The sequence below is a fragment of the Inquilinus sp. NPDC058860 genome (assembly GCF_042743185.1).
Lineage (GTDB): Bacteria > Pseudomonadota > Alphaproteobacteria > DSM-16000 > Inquilinaceae > Inquilinus.
In genome coordinates this window covers 33,865-55,464 of sequence record NZ_JBHYMS010000029.1, presented here as the reverse complement: position 1 = coordinate 55,464, position 21,600 = coordinate 33,865, and the positions used below count along the sequence as shown (strand labels likewise).

Here is a 21,600-nt window from a genome sequence, read left to right as displayed (position 1 = left end):
ATGAAGACGATCAAGGGCCTGAAGGTCACCACCGCGCCCTCCGGCGCCCCGGTCAGCCGCATGCGCATCGGCGGGCGCTGGGAGGAGGGTTCCGGCGAGTTCCTGGAGGTCACCAGCCCGGCCACCGGGGCGGTGGTCGGCTTCGTGCCGCTCGGCACCCGCGCCGACGCGCAGCGGGCGATCGCCGCGGCGAATGCGGCGAAACCGAAGATCGCCGGTCTGTCAGTGTGGGACCGGGCGAAGCTGTGCTTCGCCGTCGCCGATGTGATCGAGGGCCGCAGGGAGGCGCTGGCCCGAATCCTGTGCTTGGAGCAGGGCAAGCCCTACCACGCCGAGGCGCTGGGCGAGGTCGGCGCCGCGGTCGCCGCCTTCCGCAGCGCCGGCGAGCAGATCAAGTGGCTGGAGACGGCGTGCTTCCCGGTCGAGGACCGCAACAAGCGCGTCTTCAGCTTCCTGCAGCCCAAGGGCGTGTTCGGCATCGTCACGCCCTGGAACTTCCCGCTGGCGCTGCCGTCGATCTATTACCTCGCCCCCGGTCTCGCCACCGGCAACGCCATGGTCTGGGTGCCGGCGCCGACCACCTCGATCATCGCCGAGAAGCTGATGGAATGCCTGATCGAGGCCGGCGTGCCGGACGGCGTCGTCAACCTGGTGATCGGCGACGGGCCGGAGGTCGGCGACGAGGTCGTGTCCAACCCCGGCACCGATGCCGTCGCCTTCACCGGCAGCTCGGAGACCGGGCGGATCATCGCCACCCGCGGCGCCGGCAAGCCGCTCATGATGGAGCTGGGCGGCAACGGCCCGACCATCGTCCTGGCCGATGCCGATCTTGAGACTGCGGCGGCGCGGGCGGCTGCCGGCTGCTTCGCCAACGCCGGCCAGATCTGCACCTCGACCGAGCGCATCCTGGTGGCCGACGCGGTGCACGACGCCTTCGTCGAGAAGCTGGTCGCGGCCGCCCGGGCGGTGCGGATGGGCGACCCGTTCGACCCCGCCACCACCATGGGCCCGCTGAACAACGAGCCAAACGCGCAGAAGGTCGACGCCCACCTGGCCGATGCCCGGCAGCGCGGCGCCTCGATCCTGTTCGGCGGCGGCCGCGCCGAGGGCCTGGCGACGCGGCTGCACTACCAGCCGACGGTGATCGCCGACCTGTCGCCCGACAGCCTGCTGAATGTCGACGAGACCTTCGGCCCGGTGGTGCCGGTGCTGCGCTTCCGCGACGAGGAGGAGGCGCACGGCATCGTCGCCAGGAGCCGGCTCGGCCTGTCCGCCGCAGTGTTCACCCAGACCATCCGCCACGCCTTCCGCTGGGCCGAGGCGCTGAAGGTCGGCATCGTCAACGTCAACGAGATGAGCCCGTATTGGGAGATGCACATCCCGGCCGGCGGCGCGGCCGGGACCAGCAGCGGCATCGGACGCACCGGCGGCCGCCACACGCTGCTGGAGATGTCGGACCTGAAGACCGTGACCATCGACACGGCCGGTAGCCGGTGAGGCGGATGCGGCCGGCCGCTGTCAGCCGGCCGCGGCCCATGCGTTCTTCGTCCAGGCGAGGCGCGGCGGGCTTGCCGTTCCGGCCTGCGACGCCACGAGGCTGCCGAGCTCCGCCGCCACCCAGCCCATGCCGGGAAGACCGCCGGAACAGGTCCTGATCCAACCGAGCATCGCCTGGGCCAGGGCGGGGTGCTGGTCGCGGAGCAGCGAGGCGAAGGAGAGCTCGGTCCGCAGCGCCTGCTCGACGACCGCCGCGGCGCGCGCCGGCAGGTCCTGGGCGCAGTCCAGCGCGGTCTCGACGGGCTCGCGGCCCGGGACATGGATCCGCACGCCGCCCGTCGCGGGCGGGGCGTCGAAGATGAAGGCCGCCGGCTGCGGCCCGTCGGGGGCGGTCGCGGCGATCGCCTGGAACCGGCCGTCCACCGCGTCGGTGAACACCGTCAGGCTCGCCGTGGTGTCGTCGCGATAGTCGAGAGCGATGGTGGCGTAGCCGTCCGACTGGATCCGGCGGGCCACGATCACCAGCTCGGTCCGGCGGAGAGGCCAGTCGAACCGGTCGGGGATGTGCAGCACATCGGCGCAGACGGTCACCAGTCGGGGGGCGAGATCGGCCGCCCGAAGCGCCTCCCGGACCGCGCCCAGGTCCAGATACATGGCGCGGAAGACGGCCTCGTCCGGGCCGATCGCCCGGCTCGACGCGCCGGGGACGACGCCGCGGGTCTCGATGGCATCGAACAGTTCCGCCAACCGGTCCGCGGGGGATTCTCCCCCAAGGGTTATCCTGTCATGCATGGAGGCCTCCAGCTTTTGTCGGCCGTCGATCGGCCCGTTGCTGCCCGGCAGTCCAGTCATGCGACAATATTCCGCCGATCATCCGGGGAATCTGACGCAATATTGCGCGGATCAGCTTATGTTCCTGTATAGTCGCAGCAACGTTCAGTGCTGTGACTGGAATATGAACCACCATTCGCAAAGATGAGGCGGCGAATGACTGGTGCGGCGGCAAAGCCTCGGCGGCCGCCGGAAACGACGACGGCTTCGACCGCATCGATCGAAGCCCGCGTCCATGGAGATCCGAAAGAGTGCCCGAAACCGGGTCAGACCGCGACCTGTCCCCGGGCGCAGCGCCGCCGCAGCAGCACCGCCGAGGCCTGCTGCTGCATCCCGACGGTCAGCAGCACCAGGTTGTCGCGGGCGATCTCGGGATAGCGGGCCGCCAGCGTCACCGGCACCGAGGCCGAGGTCATGTTGGCATATTCGGGCAGCGTCGTCAGATACTGGCCGGGCCGGATCGCCTTGCCCCAGGTCTCGCTCAGCACCGAGGAGCCCTGATGCGCGATCAGCGTGATCTCGTCGGCCGCCAAGCCGTTGCGTCGCAGCAGCCGGTCGACGATCCGCGGCGGAACCTTGGCGCCGAACTCCTGGAAGGCCTTGGCCGCCGCGTCGCCGAAATACATCAGCGGGGTTGTGAAGCTTTCCGCCAGATAGGGCGGCGGCGGATCGATCGTGCCGACCGGCCGGGCGCTCAGATGCATGGCCCCGTAGAAGCCGGTGTCCGTGTCGGTCACCACGTCGACCAGGGCGAAGCGGTCCTGGGCCTCGGTCACCGCCATCACCGCGGCGCCGGCGGCGTCGCCGGCGCCGATGCAGGTCGCCTCGTGGTAGCTGACATGCCGGCTCCAGTTGCAGCCGCACACCACCAGGGCGTTGCGCAGGCCGCGGCCGGTGCGGATCAGGGCCTCGGCCAGCACCAGGCCATCGTTGAAGATGGTGTATTCGGTGCCCAGCGGCAGCACCTGGCAGCGCGACGGCAGGCTCAGAGTCCGATGCAGCGCCACCAGCGAATTCGGGGTGATGTAGTCGGAGACCGAGGCGACGCCGATCAGCAGGTCGATCTCGCCGGCGGCCAGCCCGGCATCGGCCAGGGCGCCGGCGGCGGCCTCGGCCATCAGCGCGACCAGGGTCTCGCCCGACGCCAGCACCCGGCGCTGCTCGAAGCCCTTGAACAGGTCGGAATGGGGCGGGTTGTGCGCCTTGATCCAGTCGAAGATCGGCGCATCGTTGGTCCGGACCTGCTCCGGCACCGCGAAACCGACGCCCGTGATGCGGGCGGTGTTGTCAACCATTCAAGCGTCCTTCCGCGGAATTTTGGCCCGGGCTGCAATCGGCATTCTCAGGCCTGCGGCGGGGTGCGGTAATAGGGCGGCACCTCGGCCCGGTCGATCTCCAGCACGATCACCTGCGGCCGCCGCAGCAGCTCGGCCTGGCCGATTGCCTTGGTCAGGGCGGCGCGCAGTTGCTGCGGGTCGTGCACCGTGTAGGTCATGGCGCCCAGCCCCGTGGCGAAGGCGACCAGGTCGGGTGCGCCCAGCTTGTAGTAGTCGGTCCAGGAGGGCTGGGGCGGCGTCGGGAAGAAATGCGCGTTGCCCTGGCTGACCATGGCCAGGTCGTTGTTGTCCATGACGATCCAGATCGCGCCGATGCCATAGCGCACGGCGGTCGACACCTCGCTGCCATGCATCAGGAAGGCGCCGTCGCCGGTGATCGCGATGCAGGTCCGGTCGGGCGCGCCGAGCTTGCCGCCGACCACCGCGCAGACGCCGAAGCCGAGCGGCCCGGTGTCGAGCGACAGATGGATCTGGGTCGGCGGGTCGATCGCCAGGTCGTTCAGCGACCAGCCGACGCAGTTGGCGCAGTCGATGAAGATGTGGCTGCCGGCCGGGGCCACCTCGTTGATCACCCGCATCGCCGATTGCGGCAGGATCGGGCTGGCCAGGGAGTCGCGCTTCTCCGGGTCGTACCAGGGGTCGTGGTTGTCCCGGATCCAGCGGATGTAGCCCTTCCGCTCCGCCACCGCGGCCTCGTCCGGCCGGCGCTGTGCCGCCAGCTCGCACAGGTCGTCGATGAACTGGCCCAGCTCGCTGACGATGCCGAGCTCGATCGGGAACACGCGGCCGATCACCGACTGGTCGGCATCGACCTGGATGAACGGCCCCTGCGGCAGCAGGGCCGGGTTCCAGTTGCCGGTGGCGAGGTTGCCCAGCACCGACCCCATCACCATCAGCGCGTCATAGGCCGGGCCGCCGCCGGCGGCGGAGATGTAGAGGCTGGGCCAGATGCAGCCGGCCAGGCCGGTGTTGCGCAGCGACAGCGGATGGGTCTCCGGGAACAGCGCCTTGCCGTCGGGCGAGGTCATCACCGGGATGCCGAAGCGCTCGACGAAGGCGATGAACCTGTCCCGCCGCTCGCCCTGCAGGGCGAAGCGGTTGCCGTTGCCGAGCATGATCAGCGGCCGCTTCGCCGCCAGCAGCAGGTCCAGCGCGCGGCCGGTGCGGGCGCGGTCGCTGGCCTTCGGCACGGTGCGGTAGTTCTCCCAGCTCGCCGGGAAGGCGACCGGCTGGCTGGGCGCCTCGTTCGAGACGTCGACCGGCAGGCTGATATGGGTGGCGCGGAACGGGATCGACAGCGCGTCGCGCAGCGCCTGGGTGAACAGGGTGCCGAAATCGTCGGGGCTGGCGATCATGGCGCTGTACTGCACCGAGGCCTGGTAGACCGCGTCGACGTTCAGCGTGCCGTCGATGCCCTGCTGCAGATAGCCCTTGCCGAAATAGCTCTCGGCCACCTCGCCGGTGATGGTCAGGACGGCGGAGTGGTCGGCCTGGGCGTTCATCGCCCCGGTCAGCGCATTGACCGCGCCGGGGCCGGTGGTGGCCAGGACCACGCCCAGCCCCCCGGTGACGCGATGGTACCCGTCCGCCATGTAGGCGGCGCCGGTCTCGTGCCGGCAGACGATGTAGGTGAACTCGTCCTCGCGCAGCCGCAGCTCGTTCAGCAGATACATGATGCCGCCGCCGGGAATGCCGAACAGGTATCGGACATTCTCGAGCCTCAGGTAGTCGAGCAACAGCTGCGACACCGTCCGGTCGGTCACTGTGCGGTAGTAGGTCGTGCTCTGCTGCAGCATCGCGGGATCTTTCCGGGGCGGGGGGACGTCAGGCGGCGGAGGCGAAGCTGCCGGTCGGGACGGCGGCCAGGCCGAAATGCCCGGTCAGCATCATCTCGGCGGTCTGCAGCGCGCCTTCGACCCAGCCCTGATAGGTCGAGTAGGATTCGCCGCAGACATAGACCTCCTCGTCGGCCACCGGCTTGACGATGCGGGGCATCACCGCCGCGGTGTCGACGCCGATGTTCCAGGAATGCCAGCCGCCGCCATAGGGGTCGTCGCCCCAATCGCGGAAGGCGGCGGCATAGGGTTCCGGCGCGTCGGCCACCCCGTGCACCTCCTTCAGCTGGCGATGCGCCTCGGCCACCATCAGCGCGCTGACGTCGTAGATGTCGGGCAGCCGCGCCTCCGCGTCCGCGACGAAGGGGTTGGTCCGGCCTTCGAAGCGGGGGCCGCTGTGGCGGACGCCCTCCCAGTAGTCGACCGAGATGCCGTCGGTATAGGCCGCGACCAGCAGCGAGTTGTGGTTCCGCGGGTCGCCGCCGGGCATGTCGCCCTCGGTCTCGAAATAGTAGATCTGGCGCAGCGGCAGGTCGGTGACGGAATCGCCCGAGGTCAGGCCCAGCTGGTGCCACCAGGGCTGCGGATAGGCCAGGGCGAACTTGTACAGCGCCTGGCCGGTGACGGTGGCCAGCAGCTCGGCCACGCCCGGCCTGGCGAAGAACTCGCTCGGGCCGGCCTGGTCCAGCGGGTGCTCGGCGATGCGGTCCAGCGACCGGCGCGGCATCGCCAGGATCAGGCGGCGGGCCAGCACGACGCGGTCGTGCCCGGCGATGTGATCGTGGAGGGTCAGGGCATACAGCCCGTCCCCCCGGCGGCTGAAGGCGATCAGCTCGCGCCGCAGATGGACGCGGCCTCCGGCCGCCTCGAACTCGTCGCACAGGCGCCGGGGCAGGGCCTCGTAGCCCTCGGGCAGATGGACATAGGGGGTCTGGTTCGGGGGGATCGACCAGTCCTCCATGTACCAGGGGATGGCCTCGGCGGCGTTCCAGTTGGTCAGCACCGTGTTGAAGCCGCCGCCGGCCAGGGCGAGGTTGTAGGCCTCGACGCTCAGCGCGTTCAGCAGCACCTGCCAGAAGCCGTGCTGGCGCAGCGGGAAGCCGTTCAGGGTGGCGGCGGCGCAGGCGGCGCGCAGCTGCTCGCTGCTCATCGTGCTGGCGCCGGGGATGACCGTCTCGATCGCCCGCACCACCAGCTGCGACGGCGACTTGCCGCGCTCCTCCCCGGTCAGCCAGTAGGGCACTGTCGAAGCATCGGAATACTGGCCGACCTGGAAGCGGTGGCTGCGCAGATAGGCCAGGTTCTGCTTGCCGCCCATCGGGAACGGCTCGGTCTTGAAGCCCAGCCGCTGGACCAGGCCCATGACCAGCAGCTGCGAGGTCATGATCCGCATGCCGCCCAGCTCGGCCGGCACGTGCGGCATGCCGGGCAGGCGGACGGTGTCGAGCCGGCCGCCGATCCGGTCGCTCATCTCGAACAGGTGGATGTCCGCCGCCGGAATCCTGGAGTCCGGCGCGGTGGCCAGCCGCCAGGCGCTGTACACGCCGCCCATGCCGCCGCCGATGATCGCACAGTCGATCACGCCGTCGATGTCCGCGCCCATGATCATCACTCCGTCTGCAAGAAAGGGGGCCCGGCTGCGGGCCGTCAGAGGCTCACGATCTGGTCGACCGCCTCGAGCGAGGCGATCAGCGCGCCCTGGATCCAGGCCTGGTCGAGCGAGCAGTGCTCGCCGGCGAAGAACACCCGGCCCTCGGGCTTCTTGCCGTCGAGGAAGATCGAGCCGAGCTGGCCGGGCAGCAGAAAGGCGAAGGCGCCGGCCGACCATTTGTGCGACTGCCAGCAGATCGACGCGGAATCGACCACCAGCTTGTCGTCCAGGATCTCGGGATGGTAGCGGGCGACGCCGCGGCGCACGGCCTCGACCTGCGCCCCCGGCTCCATCAGCCCGAGGCGCAGCGCGTCCGACCCCCAGCAATAGGCGCCGAGCAGCGCCCCCGGCATCGAGGAGTCGGCGTTCGGCGCGGGGCCGGTGCGCTCGTCATGCGCCGGGCCGGTGTGCGGGTTCGACCAGGGCCGCGGCGGCAGCGGGCCGCGCTCGACCTGCAGGTGATCCATCGGATAGTAGGTCTGGCGCTGCAGCCCGTCGGAGATCGAGGCGCCGCCATAGATGCCGTAGCGCGACTGCCAGAACCGCTCGCGGCAGTCGAGGATGACCTTGGTCGAGGCGGCATAGGCCATCTGGCTGATCGACAGGCGCTTGGCGTAGCTGAAGCCGTCCAGCTGCAGCCGGCGCATGACGCCGAAGGGCAGGGTGCACAGCACATAGTCCGCGGCCAGAAGCTGCGGCCCCTCCGGCCCGACATAGCCGATCTCGACGCCGGTCTCGGAGGTCAGGCTGATGCGGGTGACCTCGTGCTGCAGCATCACCGTGCCCGGCCGCAGCATCGCCGCCAGGGTATCTGGCATCTGGCTCATGCCGCCGTGCAGCGTGGTCAGGTTGTTGCCGGTGCCGACGATGGTGTCGCGGATGAACATCGTCACCGCCTTGTCGAACCAGACGGCGAGGCTGGTATAGGCCCCGACCAGCTGCTTCACCGGCTGCGGCAGCACGGTGTCGAGGAAGGCGCCGAGCGACAGGCTGTCGAGATAGCGCAGCCGGTCGGTCGTGACTTCGCCCTTGAACAGGCTGTCCTGCTCGTACGGGGTCAAGGGCGCGATGGCATTGGCCAGCACCCAGCCGAAGATGGCGCCGCCCGGATCCTGCGGATAGGCGCCGTCGGGCGAGGGCGGGGTCTCCGGCAGGCCGTAGCGCGGATAGATCCGGCTACGGTCCTCGCCCAGCCGGCACACCACGTCGTGGATGTCGAGGAAGTTCTGGTCGACGCTGTTGACGAAGGGGATCAGCTTCCCCGACAGGCCGGCCTGATCGATGTAGTGGTGGGTGTAGTCGTGCGAGCCCGGGACGCGCATCGCCCCCAGCTCGTTGTAGCTGCCGTCCTTGAAATGATGGGTCAGGATGCGGCCGCCGACGCGCTCGCTGCCCTCGAGGATCGTGGCGATGTGGCCGAGCTGCTGCAGCTCGTAGGCCGCCACCAGCCCGGCGATGCCGGCGCCCAGGATCACCACGTGCTTGGTGCCGTGTCCGGCGTTGTCCTTCCGGATCCGCTGCAGCATCTCGGCGATCGGGACATGCGGATAGGTGCTCTGCTGCTCGGACATGCTCGCCTCCGCCGATTCGAGCGAGGGGGCCGACCGGTCCACCCCGTTCGCAATATAATTTTAGGAAAAAGCTTTCGAATCCTACTCCGCCCGACGGCTTTCCTGCCGCCGCGACACGTTCGGATGCCGAATCCTACCGACTCTGGTAGCATGCCGGGCGGGGCGGGATGTAAACCAGATTTGAACGGCCGTTCGCATTCATCCGCTACGCGCCTCGACAAGGAACGGCTGCGGGGCAGGGCAGGATTTTTGATGAGCATCAGGACGACGGACGGGACAGGCGGCGCCGGACGGCGCGATCGCCTGATCGTGGTGGAGGACGACCCGGTCACGCGCACCATGATCGCGCGCTATTTCGCCGAGGAGGGCTTCGAGGTGGAGGAGGCGGCGACCGGCGCGGAATGCCGGCGGGCCCTGAAGCGCGGCCCGGCCGACCTGCTGTTCATCGACATCCAGCTGCCGGACGGCGACGGCTTCGATCTGGCCCGCGAGATCCGGTCGACCAGCGCGGTCGGCATCATCTTCGTCACCCAGAAGGACAGCGAGGTCGACCGCATCGTCGGGCTGGAGCTGGCGGGCGACGACTACGTGACCAAGCCGGTGAAGCTGCGCGAGCTGCTGGCCCGATCCCGGGCGCTGCTGCGCCGCCGCGGGCTGGAGCGCGACGCCGCGCGGCACAATTCCGTGGTCACCTTCGACTCCTGGCTCCTGGACCAGACGCGACGCGAGCTGACGACCCGGGACGGCACCCCGGTGCGGGTGACCCGCGGCGAGTTCGACCTGCTGGCGGCGCTGGTGCAGGCCAACGGCCGGCCGCTCAGCCGCGATTATCTGGTCGAGGTGGTCAGCAACCGCGACACCGAGGTCGGCGACCGCACCGTCGACGCGCTGGTCGCCCGGCTGCGGCGCAAGCTGCAGACGCAGGACGGCGGACCGCCGGTGATCGTCACCGTGACCGGGGTCGGCTACAAGCTGGGCGTCCGCACCGACGCGCGCGGCTGAGAGACGTGCGCTGCGCTCCGGTTCTCGAAACCACCGCCAGCCGACTCACGCCAGCGCATTTCCAAACGGTCTCTGAGAGTCCGACCGCCGCATCTCCGCCATCAGGGCGTCGACCGACAGGCGGCGGAGCGGCCCCAGCGCCGCCGCCATGTCCATCAGTCCGTCGATCGGCGCGTCGTTGCCGGCGCAAACCTCGATCGTGGCGGCGTGCCGGGCCAGCCGGACCAGGCCCAGCGCGCCGGCCGAGCTGCTCAGGCGATGGGCCAGGCGGGCCAGGCCGCGGCGGTCGCCGGATCCGGCCGCGGCGCCGATCTCCCGGATCATCGGCCGGGACACCCGGTGAAACATCAGCGCCAGCCGCGCCAGCTCCCGGGTGCCCAGGATCTCATGGCGCTCGTCATAGAACTCGCGATCGACCAGGGCCGTCGGATCGGCCGGCACCACCGGCTGCTCGACCGGCGAGCGGGAGTCGGAGACGGCGGCCAGCATGCGCTGCAGCGTGGCCAGCTGCAGCGGCTTGCCCAGGATGCGTTCGATGCCCGCCAGGGCGCAGCGCTGCCGGCTGCCGTCGGTCAGGTCCGCGGTCAGTGCCAGGATGTGCGGCGGCTCGCGGTCGCCCGGCAGGGCCCGGATCCGCCGCGTGGCCTCCAGCCCGTCCATGCCGGGCATGTGCAGGTCCATCATCACGACATCGAAGGACCCGGCCGCCGCGGCCTCGATCGCGGCCTGGCCGCCATCGGCGAGGGTGACCCGGTGCCCCAGCCGGCCGAGCAGCCCCGCCGCCACGGCCCGGTTGATCGGATCGTCGTCGACCACCAGGACCGACAGGGCCGGGCCGGCTGCGACCGGCGCCGGGGCCTCCGGCCTGGCCGTGCCCGGCGTCACCGGCACGGCCAGGCGGAAGGTGCTGCCGGCGCCCGGCGCGCTGTCGACCGTCAGCGTGCCGCCCAGAAGGTCGGCGATCCGCCGGCAGATCGCCAGGCCCAGCCCGGTGCCGCCGTAGCGCCGCGCGATCGATGAATCGGCCTGGATGAAGTCGCCGAAGATCCGTTCGTGCATGTCGGGGGCGATGCCGATCCCGGTATCCTTCACCGCCATATGCAGCGTCGACCGCGGCATCGCGCCCGACATCGGGTCGAGGCCGACGGTCACGGCGATGCCGCCCTCCGAGGTGAATTTGACGGCGTTGCTGAGCAGGTTGATCAGCACCCGGCCGAGACGGCGCGGATCGCTGCGCAGGACCGCCTCGGACGGCGCGTCGATCGACAGGGTCAGCGTCAGCCCCTTGGCGGCGACCTGGGGGCGGATCAGCTCGACCGCGTCGGCCACCATCCGGTGCAGGTCGAAATCGTGCAGGTCCAGCGCCTCCCGGCTGTTCTCCAGCCGGGCGTAATCCAGGATTCCATCGATCAGGTCGAGCAGGGACCGGCCCGATTCCTCGGCGATCTCCAGATAGCGGCGCTGTTCCTCGGGCAAGGGATCGCGATCGAGGATCTGCAGCATCCCGAGCACGCCGTTCATCGGCGTCCGGATCTCGTGGCTGACCACCGCCAGGAAGCGCGACTTCGCCTGGTTGGCGATCTCGGCGGCGCGCCGGGCCCGGCGCGCCTCGCGCTCCTTGGCGACGGCGCGGTTGCGGGCGGCGTCGAGCTCCGCGGTGCGCTCGCCGACCTTCTGCTCGAGTCCTTCATTGGCCCGCAGCAGCTCGGTGCGGGCGCCGTCCAGGGCGGTGAACAGCCGGGCATTCGCCAGGGCGATCGCCGCCTGCGCCGCCAGGACCTGCACGACCTCCAGCCGCCGGGGGCTGAAGACCCCCGCGGCGAGGTTGTTCTCGAGATAGATCAGGCCGTCGACCTGTCCCCGTTCGTCCAGCGGCGCGCACAGCACCGAGGCGACGCGATGGACGCAGATGTAAGGATCCCGCAAGAACTCGGGCGAATGCTGCGCGTTGTCGAGCACCAGGGCCTCGCGTGTGCGCAGCACGTAGGACAGCACCGACTGGGGCAGGGCATCGCTGGCCTCCAGGCGCGCGGACCCGTCGCCGGCGAGAACCGAGACCTCCCGGTCGCGCCCGACAGCCTCGACATGCAGGCCGTCCTCGCGCCGCAGGACCAGGACGCCGTAGGAGGCGCCGGCGCTCTCCTGGATCGCGCCGAGGACCCGCTGCACCAGCTGGGGCAGGTCGATCTCGCGCGAGATCGAATGCGCGGCGCGAAGCACGGCCCGGAAATCGATATCGTCCTCGCCGGCGGAGCTGCCGGGCTCGCGAAGCGAGGCACGCCCCGTGCGCGACCGTGCGGCCAGCCGCGGGAACTCCTGCTCCAGGGCCGTCACCTTGGCGGATGCCCCCCAATAGCCGTACAGCGTCGCCGCCTCGCGCAGATGGGCCATGCCGGCGACCTCGTTCCCGAGGCCCAGGCAGCAGCGGCCGGCATATTCGTTGGCCAGGGCGGCGTAATGGGTCAGCTTGCCGGCCTCGGCCCGGCGGATGGCGTCGCCGTAGAGGCGGAGCGCATCGCCGGCCCGCCCGTCGGCCCGCGCCAGCTCCGCCTCGACCAGGCTGTCCATGGCGCCGAAATTGCGGGGGTTCAGCGTGCTCCAGCCGCGCAGCCGGTCGCGCTGCGCCGCGAAATCCTCGCCCCGGTCGCCACCGTCCGCCAGCGCGGCCAGAAGCAGGGCTGTGACGCCGTCCGCCTCGATCACATTGGCGTCGACGCCGGGCAGGTTGGCCCTGGTGGGCGCGATCAGCCGCCGGGCGGCGTCGAGGTCCCGGAACAGCAGGGCCAGCTGCTGCCGGCGGATCAGATATCGGCTGCGCTCGGCGAAGCCCAGCGCCCGCAGATGGTCCTCCTCCTCCGCCTCGCTGCGGACCCGGTCGCGCGCCAGGCTGGTCGGCGCCGCGGTCCGGCCCATCAGGGCCGCGGCGAAATCCACCTCGAGCCGGCAATGCACGGCCGCCGTCCGGTTCTGGTCGCCGATCAGGCGCAGGTGGTCCTCGCCGGCGCGGACCACCTCGGCCAGCGCCCCGCCATTGCAGGCCAGGTGGATCACATAGGTGGCGGCGTGATAGGCGGCGAACTGGATGTCGCCCATCTCGAAGCCGGCGCGGATGCCGTCGAGGTTGAGCTGCAGCGCGTTCTCCAGCGGGTGCAGCCAGTGCTGGAGGAAATAGGTGTAGACGAAGGTGACGCTGGCGGTCAGCGGATGGCCCAGCCGCGTGTCGAGGGCGATCGCCGTCCGCCCCAACGCGTCGGCCGTCACGCTGTCGCCGGTCAGCCCCCGCAGGGTCAGGGCCAGGGTGACGATGATCCCCGGCGCCAGCGCGTCGCTGCCGTGCTGCAGCATCAGGTTGGCGTTGCGCAGCGCCAACAGCGCGAACAGCTCCGGCTGCAGCGTGTCGTGGGCGTCGGGGGCCAGGCGGAACAGGATCTGCATCGCCGCCGCCAGGCGCCGGTCGCGCAGGGGCGGCAGGTCCAGCAGCGCCTCGGCCGGCCGGCCGGCCATCAGCCGCTGGAACTCGGCGAACTCGGCGCCGACGGCCTCGCGCTGCTGGTCGACCGTCGCCGGCAGCTCGATGCCGACCAGGCGCAGCGCCCGGCGGCCGGCCTCGATCGCCTCGTGCCCCATCGACCGTGCGTCGAAGGACAGAAGCCGCAGCATGGCCAGCTGCAGCCGATGCTCGTCGGTCCTGAGCCGGGTCGCCAGCTCCTCCGCCTCACGGTCGAAGGTGGCATGATCCTGGGTCAGCATCCGGCACTCGGCCAGCAGCAGCGCCGCCTCGGCGATGTCGGCGTAGCGGGTCTCCCAGAAACCGGGATCGGTCAGGCGCAGCCCGGTCTCGGCGTAGTCGCGGGCCGGGGCGAAGGCCGCGGCCGCCCGCGCCTGCCGGGCCGCGATCAGGTTGATCTCGGCGCAGCGCGCCCGCAGCGCCGGATCGTGGTTCAGGTCGCCCGCGGCGTTCAGGTGGCGGGCGATGGCGAAGGCAGCGGCGGGCAGCTGGGCCTCGCCGGTCCGCTCCAGCAGCAGCAGGGCGATCCGGCGATGCAGGACCGCAGGTTCGGCGGCGAGCCGGTAGGCGGCCTCGCGGATCCGGTCATGGGCGAAGCCGGCGCCGCCGTCGCGGGCGATCATCAGCCCTTCCGCCACCGCGTCGGCGAGGATCCGCCGCAAATGTGCGTCGTCGAGGCCGAGCACGGCGCCGAGCACCTGCGCGTCGACCTGCATGCCGAGGCAGGCGCTGGTGGTCACCACGCGCTGCAACTCCGCCGGCAGATGGCCGATGCGATCGGCCAGGAAGCCGACCACGTTGTCGGTCGCATCCACCGCGGCGATGCGGTCCAGGTCCCAGCGTCCGGAAGGGCCGATCGCACCGGTCTCGCGCAGATGGCCCAGCAGCTGGCGTGCGAACAGCGGGTTGCCCAGGGTCTTGGCGTGCACCAGGGCGGCTGCGGCCCTCGCCCGATCCGGCCTGCCGGGATAGGCGGCGGCCAGCATGGCCTCGATATCCTCCGGCGCCAGCGGCTGCAGGGCGATACGGCGCAGCCCGCCGGGTTGTGCGTCGAGCGCCTCGACCGCGTCCGGCAGCGCCGGGCCGGGATCGCCGTCGCGGCAGGTGCCGATCAGCAGCAGCCCGCCGCCGGGCGCGGCGGCGCAGATCGGGCCCAGCAGCTCCAGGCTCGCGGCATCCGCCCATTGCAGGTCGTCCAGCAGCAGCACCAGCGGATGGTCCGGCGTGGCGAAGACGGCCACCAGCTCGTGCACCGCCTGCGCCAGCCGGCGCCCGGCCTCGGCCGGGGCCAGGATCGCGGCCGGCGGCTGCGGCCCGATCAGCCGGTCGAGCCCGGGCACCAGCTCCGCCAGCACGCCGGCGCTGCGGCCCAGCCGGTCCAGCAGCGCGGTGCGCCAGGCCGCGACCACGGCGTCGGGCTCGGTCAGCACGGCGCGGACCAGCCCGGCGAAGGCCTGGACCAGGCCGGAATAGGGCTCGTCGCGCTGCTGCTCGAACTTGCCGGCGGCGAAGTGCCCGCCGACCTCGGCCACGCGGTCGCGCAGCCCGGCGGCCAGCGCGCTCTTGCCGATGCCGGGGGCGCCGGTGATCAGGACGGCGCCGCCGCGGTCGCCGCGGGCCGTCTCGAACGCCTCCTGCAGGGCGGCCAGGGCAGCGGTGCGGCCGTACAGGACGTCGCCGAAGCGGTCGCCATCGCTGCCGGCCGTGATCGCGAAGGGGGCGATGCGCCCGCCCGCAGCCCCCACCGGCGCGAAGCCGGTGCGGCAGCGCCCCAGATCGGCCACGAGGTCGGCGGCGCTGCCGTACCGTGCCGCGGCATCCTTCATCAGCAGCGCCGCCACGATCTCCGCCAGCACCGGCGGAAATCCCGGCAGCAGCGCGTCCAGCGGCACCGGGCGCTGGGCCAGATGGGCGTGCAGCAGCTCCAGCCGCTCCTCGCCGGCGAAGGGCGGGCGGCCGGCGAACAGCTGGTACAGGACGGCGCCGAGCGAATAGAGATCGGCGCGGTGGTCGACCGGCCGGTTCATCCGGCCGGTGCGCTCGGGGGCGACGGCGGTCAGGTCCTCCACCGCCGGCAGGGCCTCGGCCGGGATGGAGGCGCCGCGGTCCAGCACCACGGCCCCGCCGAAATCGATGTAGTTGATCCGCCGCGTCGCCGGATCGATCACGATGTTGTGGGCGGACAGGTCGCCATGCAGCACGCCGCGCTCATGCACATGGGCCAGGCCGAGCGCCAGGGCCTCCGCGATCGCGATCCGGCCGGCGAGATCCGGCGGCGCGCCGGCGATCCACTCCGACAGCGCGATCCCGCCGACATCCTCCAGCACCAGGGACGGTCCCTCCGCGCCGTCGGGCTGCAGCCCGACCGGGCGGACGACGAGGTCGGACTCGAAGCGTGACAGGATCTCGTGCTCGCGCCGCAGCCGGTCCAGCAGGCCCACCGCCGGCTCGCCCAGGCCTTCCTTCAGGATCACCGACCGGCCGTCCTCGAGCACCGCCCGGGTCACCGTGGTGGTGGGGGTGCGGTGGATCACCTCGCGGCGGCGGGGCTGATAGGGGTCGTCCGGCACGGCTGGCACCTTCCCGGCAGGCGTGGCGCTGCCCTCGATCACGCAACCCTATACCAGTTGCCCCGGCCGCCGTCGCGGGGTCCGTGGAGACGGCGCGGACGGCCGACCGGGCGGTCGGGCAGGGCGCCGATTGTCCAGAATATCGGACATCGGGCCGCGCCGCTGCGTTGACGCCGACAGCGGGCGAACCTCATGCTCTCCAAAAAACAGATCCAGGGCGCGGACTGCAATCACGGGCCCGGAGCTGGGAGGAACGCTTGCAAATCGGCTTCAACCTGCTGGTGGTGGGAGGGGCGATCACGTCCGCCGACCGCCCGGTGCTCGAATCCCTGAAGCGGCACGGCTATGACGGCGTCGAGGTGCCGGTCATGGGCGGGACCGCGGCCGATTGCGCCGCGCTGGGCCGCGTGCTGGACGAGCTGGGCCTGGCCCGCACCTACACCACGATCATCCCCGACCCCGACCACAGCCCGATGAGCGCGGATCCGGCGATCCGCCGCCGCGCCCGCGACAGGCTGGCCTGGGCGATCGATTGCGGCCATGCCCTCGGCGCGACGGTGATGGGCGGGCCGTATCATTCGCCGCTCGGCGTGTTCTCCGGCTCCGGGCCGACCGAGGGCGAACTGGCCAACCTGGCGGAGGCGCTGCACTGGGCGGCCGGCCGGGCGCAGGAGGCCGGGATCCACCTGTCGATCGAGGCGGTGAACCGCTTCGAATGCTACGCCCTGAACACGATGGAGCAGGCGGAAGCGCTGCGTGCGCGGGTGGGGCACCCGAATTTCGGCTTCATGTACGACACCTTCCACGCCAACATCGAGGAACGCGACCCGGTCGCCGTCATCGCCGCCCATGCTGCCGGCATCACCCATGTCCATCTGTCGGAGAACGACCGCGGCATCCCCGGCCGCGGCCATGTCCCGTTCCCGGCGACCCTGCGGGCCCTGCGCGGCATCGGCTATGACGGCTGGCTGACGGTCGAGGCCTTCGGCCGGGCGCTGCCGGACCTCGCCGCCGCCACGCGGGTGTGGCGCGACCTGTTCCCCGACCTCGACACCCTGTTCGCGGAGTCCATCGCCCTGATCCGGCGGGAGTGGGAGGCGGCTGCATGAGCGGCGCCGCGCCACGCTTCGAGATGCGCGGCATCCGCAAGGCCTTTCCGGGCGTGGTCGCGCTGGACGGCGTCTCCTTCGCCTGCCGGGCCGGCGAGATCCATGCGCTGTACGGCGAGAACGGCGCCGGCAAGTCGACTTTGATGAAGGTGCTGGGCGGCGTCTACGCCCCCGATGCCGGCGAGATCCTGGTCGACGGCGCGCCGGTGCGCTTCGCCCACCCGGCAGCCGCCCGCGCCGCCGGCATCAGCATCATCCATCAGGAGCTGAGCCTGCTGCCCGACCGCAGCGTGGCGGAGAACATCCATCTCGGCATCGAGCCGGTGCGCCGCTTCCGGCTCGACCGCGCGGCCATGCGCGCCGGCGCCCGGTCGCTGCTGTCGCGCCTGTCCTCCGACATCGATCCCGACACCCCGGCGCGCGACCTGACCATCGCCGAGCAGCAGACGGTGGAGATCGCCAAGGCGCTGGCGGTCGACGCCCGCATCCCCGATGCCCGCATCCTGGTGATGGACGAGCCGACCGCGGCGCTGGACGACGTCGAGGCGGCGCGGCTGCTGCAGCTGGTGCGCGGCCTCAAGGCGGCCGGCGTCGCCGTGGTCTACATCTCGCACCGGATGCCGGAGGTGTTCGCCATCGCCGACACCGTCACCGTGCTGAAGGACGGCCGCCATGTCGCCACCCGGAAGCGGGAGGAGACGGGGGCGGACGAGGTGGTGCGGCTGATGGTCGGCCGGCCGCTTAGCGACTACTACCCGCCGCGGCCGGCGGAGCCGTCGGGCGACCCGGTGCTGCGGGTCGAGGGCGGTGGCAATGCGCTGCTGGCCGAGATCGATCTCGTGGTGCGCCGGGGCGAGATCGTCGCCGTTGCCGGGCTGGAAGGCTCCGGCAAGACGGCCTTGGCACGCGCCGTGGTCGGGGCCGAACCGTTCCTCAGCGGCCGGATGTGGATCGGGGCGAAGGAGGCGCGGCCCGGCTCGGTGCGGGCGGCGCTCTCGCACGGCCTCGGCCTGGTGCCGGAGGACCGCAAGCGCGACGGCCTGGCGCTGATGCAGTCGGTGCGCGACAACGGCCTGCTGGCCCGCCGCGGCCTGGCCTCGCTGCTGGCTTGGCCGCAGGGACGGGCGGTCGGGGCAGACGAGATCGACGGCATCCTCTCCGCCGTCGATGTCCGGGCGGTGAGCTGGGAGCAGGAGATCCGGCTCTTGTCCGGCGGCAACCAGCAGAAGGCGATCCTGGCGCGCTGGCTGGCCTGCGACCCGCAGCTGCTGGTCTTCGCCGAGCCGACCCGCGGCGTCGACGTCGCCGCCAAGGCCGCGATCTACCGGCTGATGCGCGACTTCGCCGGCCGCGGCCGGGGCATCCTGGTCGCCACCTCCGACCTGCCGGAGGCGCTGGGCCTGGCCGACCGCATCCTGGTGATGCGGGCCGGCCGGATCGTCGGCGAACGGCCGGGCGGTGCGACCGAGGAGGAGGTCATGGCGCTGGCCACCGGCCACCGCTTCGACGCCGTCGCGGCGTTGGGGGCGGCATGAGCGTGATCGCCGCCGCCGGGCGGCCGCGCCGCCGTGCCGAGCCGCCGGTGCCGCTGATCCTGATCGCGGCCTCGGGCGTGGGCTTCGCCGTAACCGCGCTGGCCACCGGCCAGTCGGCGCAGCTGTCGGTCGACGGCGTGATCGCGGTCTTGGAGCGGGTGGTGGCGCTCGGCCTGGTGGCGCTGGGCCAGACCTTCGTCATCCTGGCGCGGTCGATCGACCTGTCGGTCGCCAACCTGGTCAGCGTCGCCGCCGTCATGGCGTCCTGGATGATGCAGGGCGACCCGGCGATGATGCTGCCGGCGGTGGCCGCGGTGCTGGCCATCTCGGCCCTGGTCGGGATGGTGAACGGCCTGCTGGTGACGCGGCTGGAGATCAACCCGCTGATCGCCACGCTCGGCGTCGGGCTGGTGCTGCAGGGGCTGCTCAGCGCCTCGTTCCAGAATTTTGCGGGTGCGGTGCCGGAGAGCTTCCAAATCCTCGCCTATGGCCAGGTCGGGCCGGTGCCCTATCCGGTGATCGGCCTGATCGTGCTGACCGGCTGCGCCGCCTTCGTGCTGCGCTCGACCCGCTTCGGCGCCCATCTCTACGCCACCGGCGGCAACCCGGACGGGGCGCGGCTGGCCGGCATCCACACCCACCGGGTGACGCTGGCGGCCCATGTCGTCTGCAGCCTCGCGGCCGTGCTGACCGGCCTCTACCTCGCCAGCCGCCTGCGCTCCGGCGCCCCCTGGGTCGGGCGCGACGGCCTCTACGACCTCGAATCCATCGCCGTGGTGGTGATCGGCGGCACCATCCTGGCCGGCGGCCGCGGCGGCGTCTGGGGCACGCTGGCCGGGGTGATCCTGTTCGGCACGCTCGACGCCATCTTCACCATGGTCGGCATCGACGCCTTCGTGAAGCAGGTGCTGCGCGGCGGCATCGTCATCGCCGCGGTCGCGGTCTACGCCTATCGGACGCGGGGGCACGTGGCATGATCGAGACCACCGAGCCGCGCCCGATGACCAAGACCATGCCGCCGCTGCGCCGCCTGGCCGCGATCCGCCCGGCCTGGTGGGTGCTGATCGTGCTCGTGGTCGCGATCGCCGTCGCCAGCCCGGCCTTCCTGGAGCCGCAGGGCTACATGAACTTCCTGCGCCGGGCCGCGCCGCTGGTGATCCTGGCCGCCGGGCAGCTCTTCGTCATCGTCACCGGCGGCTTCGATCTTTCGGTCGGGTCGCTGATCACGCTGGTGGTGATGGCGTCGGCGCTGCTGATCCAGGGCGACCCGGCGCAGAGCTGGTGGGTGATCGCGCTGGTTTACGGCATCGGCCTCGCCGTCGGCCTGTTCAACGGGCTCGTCGTGTCCTGGCTCAAGGTGCCGTCGATCATCACCACGCTGGGCATGCTGCTGGCGCTGAAGGGTATCGCCCTGGCTTGGTCCGGCGGGTCGCCGCAGGGCTACCTGCCCGACAATTTCCGCGATTTCGGCCGGCTGACCTGGCGCGGCCTGCCGGGGATCGACCTGCTGCCGCTGGCGGTGGTGGTCGCCGTGGTGGCGGTCGCGCTGCTGTGGTGGCTGATGCACGGCACCGTGCTGGGCCGCCTGCTGCTCGCCGTCGGCGACAATCCACGGGCGGCGGAGCTGGCGGGGACGCGGGTGCGGCTGGTGCGCACCATCGCCTTCGTCGTCTCCGCCCTCTCCGCCGTCACCGCCGGCATCCTGCTCGGCGGCTTCGCCGGGGTCTCGACCAATGTCGGTGACGGCTACGAGCTGCAGGCGATCGCCGCCATCGTCATCGGCGGCGCCCAGCTGCTGGGCGGCCGCGGCACCGTGCCCGGCGCCGTGGCCGGGGCGCTCAGCCTGTCCGCCTTGTTCACCCTGCTCAACCTGATCGGCCTGCCCAAGCCGCTGCGCGACGCGGCCCAGGGGCTGATCCTGATCGGCGCCGTCGGCTGGAGCGTCTGGCGGCGCCGCAGGGGAGGGGCCTAGCTCCGTCGACCATAATCAGAACCAAGGGGAGGAACGCCAATGCGTATCGGGATGATGATCGGCACCGCCGCCGTGCTGGCCGTGGCGGCCGGCGCGGCTCAGGCGCAGAGCTTCGACGACCCGAAGGAATTCGAGGTCCAGCGCGCTCTGATGTCGGCCAAGGCGGAAGGCCCGGCCGACAAGCCGTGGGAGCAGCACTACGGCAGCCAGATGGTCGACACCGCCAAGTACAAGAAGGCCGGGCCGTACAAGCTGTGCTTCTCCAACGCCGGCGTCGGCAACCCCTGGCGCGTGGTCGGCTGGACCACCATGCAGGCCGAGGTCGACCTGCACAAGGCGGACATCGCGTCCTTCACCGTGGCCGATGCCGAGGGCAAGGACGACAAGCAGATCTCCGACATCAAGGCGATGCTGGCCAGCGGCAATTGCGACGCGCTGATCGTGTCGCCCAACACCACCGCGGCGCTGACCCCGGCGGTGGAGGAGGCGTGCAAGCAGGTGCCGGTGATCGTCTTCGACCGCGGCGTGCTGACCGACTGCCCGGTCACCGTGATCAAGCCGATCGGCGGCTACGCCTTCGGCATCGCCGCGGCGGAGTACATCGCCGCCAACGTGCCGAAGGGCGGCAAGGTGCTGGCGCTGCGCATCCTGCCCGGCGTCGACGTGCTGGAGAACCGCTGGGCCGCGGCCAAGCGGATCTTCGACGAGACGGGCATCGAGGTGGTCGGCGCCGAGTTCACCGATGGCGACCGGGCCAAGACCAAGTCGATCGTCGAGGACACCCTGACCCGGGTCGGCAAGCTCGACGCCGTGTGGATGGACGCCGGCGCCACCAGCGTCGCCGCCATCGAGGCGTTCGAGGACCAGGGCATGGACGTGCCGATCGTCACCGGCGAGGACCAGCAGGACTTCCTGCAGAAGTGGAAGCAGTCGGGCATGAAGGCGCTGGCGCCGACCTATCCGACCTATCAGTGGCGCACGCCGGTGATCGCCGCGCTGCGCATCCTGAAGGGCGAGAAGGTGCCGGGCCCGGCCTGGTCGCTGCCGCAGCCGACGATCACGGCCGAAAACCTGGACAAGTACGTCAACGAGAAGATGCCGCCGCTGCACTACGCGATGTGCGGCTGCGAAGGGATGCCGGACTACCCGCAGCGGTGGATCGGCAGGTGAGATGACGTGGGG

At 71.4% G+C, this 21,600-nt stretch carries 13 protein-coding genes; 7 read left to right on the top strand and 6 right to left on the bottom strand.

Annotated features, from left to right (window positions below):
- Positions 1 to 1,497: an aldehyde dehydrogenase family protein gene (locus ACFW16_RS20205; protein WP_380308273.1), complete on the top strand. Its 1,497-nt coding sequence runs from the start codon at positions 1 to 3 to the stop codon at positions 1,495 to 1,497.
- 21 nt (positions 1,498 to 1,518) lie between these two features.
- Here the strand turns inward: ACFW16_RS20205 and ACFW16_RS20200 are convergent, their stop codons facing one another.
- The 5 genes from ACFW16_RS20200 to ACFW16_RS20180 all read right to left on the bottom strand — a co-directional run bounded on the left by ACFW16_RS20200 (position 1,519) and on the right by ACFW16_RS20180 (position 8,722).
- Positions 1,519 to 2,244, bottom strand: coding sequence for a hypothetical protein (locus ACFW16_RS20200; RefSeq protein WP_380308271.1), 726 nt, complete (start codon positions 2,242 to 2,244; stop codon positions 1,519 to 1,521).
- A 350-nt stretch (positions 2,245 to 2,594) separates the two neighbouring features.
- The gene (locus ACFW16_RS20195; protein WP_380308270.1) at positions 2,595 to 3,623 is read right to left on the bottom strand and encodes a hypothetical protein; all 1,029 of its coding nucleotides are present in this window, start codon (positions 3,621 to 3,623) and stop codon (positions 2,595 to 2,597) included.
- 47 nt (positions 3,624 to 3,670) lie between these two features.
- Positions 3,671 to 5,461 carry a thiamine pyrophosphate-binding protein gene (locus tag ACFW16_RS20190; protein WP_380308268.1) on the bottom strand — a complete coding sequence of 597 codons (1,791 nt, stop codon included), beginning with the start codon at positions 5,459 to 5,461 and terminating at the stop codon, positions 3,671 to 3,673.
- Between the two features lie 28 nt (positions 5,462 to 5,489).
- The gene (locus ACFW16_RS20185) at positions 5,490 to 7,103 is read right to left on the bottom strand and encodes a flavin monoamine oxidase family protein (protein WP_380308266.1); all 1,614 of its coding nucleotides are present in this window, start codon (positions 7,101 to 7,103) and stop codon (positions 5,490 to 5,492) included.
- Positions 7,104 to 7,147: 44 nt separating this feature from the next.
- Positions 7,148 to 8,722: a flavin monoamine oxidase family protein gene (locus ACFW16_RS20180; RefSeq protein ID WP_380308264.1), complete on the bottom strand. Its 1,575-nt coding sequence runs from the start codon at positions 8,720 to 8,722 to the stop codon at positions 7,148 to 7,150.
- Positions 8,723 to 8,974: 252 nt separating this feature from the next.
- Between ACFW16_RS20180 and ACFW16_RS20175 the strand changes: the two genes are divergently transcribed.
- Entirely contained in the window at positions 8,975 to 9,724 is a 750-nt protein-coding gene (locus ACFW16_RS20175; protein WP_380308262.1) for a response regulator, read from the top strand.
- Between the two features lie 45 nt (positions 9,725 to 9,769).
- On the opposite strand, the gene ACFW16_RS20170 is transcribed toward ACFW16_RS20175, so the two are convergent.
- A complete protein-coding gene (locus ACFW16_RS20170; protein WP_380308260.1) occupies positions 9,770 to 15,802 on the bottom strand; it encodes an AAA family ATPase in 6,033 nt (2,010 codons plus the stop codon).
- A 257-nt stretch (positions 15,803 to 16,059) separates the two neighbouring features.
- On the opposite strand from ACFW16_RS20170, the gene ACFW16_RS20165 reads away from it, so the two are divergent.
- Genes ACFW16_RS20165 through ACFW16_RS20145 form a run of 5 tightly spaced genes read left to right on the top strand, consistent with a single transcriptional unit; the run spans position 16,060 to position 21,588 of the window.
- Positions 16,060 to 16,911 carry a sugar phosphate isomerase/epimerase family protein gene (locus ACFW16_RS20165; protein WP_380308259.1) on the top strand — a complete coding sequence of 284 codons (852 nt, stop codon included), beginning with the start codon at positions 16,060 to 16,062 and terminating at the stop codon, positions 16,909 to 16,911.
- Complete coding sequence (locus ACFW16_RS20160; protein WP_380308257.1) at positions 16,908 to 18,446, top strand: sugar ABC transporter ATP-binding protein; 1,539 nt, start codon at positions 16,908 to 16,910, stop codon at positions 18,444 to 18,446. The genes ACFW16_RS20165 and ACFW16_RS20160 overlap by 4 nt, the downstream gene beginning before the upstream one ends.
- Complete coding sequence (locus tag ACFW16_RS20155; protein ID WP_380308255.1) at positions 18,443 to 19,423, top strand: ABC transporter permease; 981 nt, start codon at positions 18,443 to 18,445, stop codon at positions 19,421 to 19,423. Before ACFW16_RS20160 ends, ACFW16_RS20155 begins: the two co-directional genes overlap by 4 nt.
- Positions 19,420 to 20,418 (top strand): ABC transporter permease, encoded by a 999-nt coding sequence (locus tag ACFW16_RS20150; RefSeq protein ID WP_380308253.1) that lies wholly within the window; start codon positions 19,420 to 19,422, stop codon positions 20,416 to 20,418. Before ACFW16_RS20155 ends, ACFW16_RS20150 begins: the two co-directional genes overlap by 4 nt.
- 39 nt (positions 20,419 to 20,457) lie before the next feature.
- Positions 20,458 to 21,588 (top strand): ABC transporter substrate-binding protein, encoded by a 1,131-nt coding sequence (locus ACFW16_RS20145; protein ID WP_380308251.1) that lies wholly within the window; start codon positions 20,458 to 20,460, stop codon positions 21,586 to 21,588.
- Positions 21,589 to 21,600 lie beyond the last annotated feature (12 nt).